Origin of the sequence: Janthinobacterium sp. ROICE36, from assembly GCF_002869965.1 — a bacterium.
Taxonomy (GTDB): Bacteria; Pseudomonadota; Gammaproteobacteria; order Burkholderiales; family Burkholderiaceae_D; genus Janthinobacterium.
This window is the reverse complement of sequence record NZ_PEBS01000202.1, coordinates 1-555: the sequence shown is the minus strand read 5'-3', so window position 1 is coordinate 555 and position 555 is coordinate 1. Positions and strand designations below refer to the sequence as shown.

The 555-nt window shown below is 69.5% G+C and carries 1 protein-coding gene; it reads left to right on the top strand.

Annotated features, from left to right (window positions below; genetic code table 11):
• Positions 1-555, top strand: a 555-nt coding sequence (locus CSZ94_RS27445) for a DDE-type integrase/transposase/recombinase (RefSeq protein ID WP_146009933.1), incomplete at both ends; no start/stop codon positions are given.

Genomic DNA, 555 nt, shown 5'->3' with positions numbered 1-555 from the left:
GCGCTGAACTGGGCTTGAGTGCGCGCACCGTCGAGCGCTGGCGCCGCACGGGCGAGGTCCGAGCCGATGCGAGACCGGCGGCAGCCCGACCGGCGCCGCCGCACAAGCTGAGCGAGCAAGAACGCCAACGCGTGCTCGACGTCTGTCACGAGGCGCGCTTCGCGGACTTGCCGCCGGCGCAAATCGTGCCGCGTCTGGCCGACGAGGGTAGCTATCTGGCGTCTGAATCGTCGTTCTATCGCATACTGCGCGCGGCAAAAGAGCAGCAGCATCGCGGCCGCGCTAAGGCGCCGCAGGCCACCGAGCCGCAGCGCCACGTGGCCCACGGCCCCAACGAGGTGTGGAGCTGGGACGTGACATATCTGCCCAGCCAGGTGCGCGGCATGTTCTTCTATCTGTACGCCGTCATCGACCTGTTCAGCCGCAAGCTGGTCGCCTGGGAGGTGCATGCGCGCGAGGGCGGCGACGAGGCGGCCGCGTTGATGGAACGGGCTTGCTGGCGCGAGCGCCGCCCGCACAGCAAGCCGCTGGTGCTGCACGCGGACAATGGCGCAG